Genomic DNA, 287 nt, shown 5'->3' with positions numbered 1-287 from the left:
AAGAGCATTTTCTCTGCTGAACTATCTACATATAATTCTTGCTTTAGCGCAAAAATTAGCACCGCCACCAAGGTTAACCTGCCATTGCGTATCCGAAAGAGGCAAGGAGCTATCAGGAGAGTTTTGACCTTCAGACCACCATGCGGTCATAACGTATCCACCAGAGTATATTAATTTTCCATTAGGGCAAGTTGCGGCACTTACTGCTCCATGACCGCATGCATTATTGCCATCAATGACTACTCCTGGATTATTTTTAGTAGAGGTTGCCCAGCGACCGGATTGGC

1 protein-coding gene is annotated in these 287 nt (G+C 44.9%); it reads right to left on the bottom strand.

The window, feature by feature from the left end:
* Positions 1 to 21: 21 nt before the first annotated feature.
* A partial coding sequence (locus tag MY55_RS24140; RefSeq protein WP_208856084.1) for a hypothetical protein occupies positions 22 to 287 on the bottom strand: 266 nt, incomplete at its 5' end.

It is taken from the genome of Chromobacterium subtsugae, assembly GCF_001676875.1.
GTDB classification, from domain to species: Bacteria; Pseudomonadota; Gammaproteobacteria; order Burkholderiales; family Chromobacteriaceae; genus Chromobacterium; species Chromobacterium subtsugae.
Note: the sequence above shows the minus strand (reverse complement) of the source record. Positions and strands in the feature narration are given on the sequence as shown.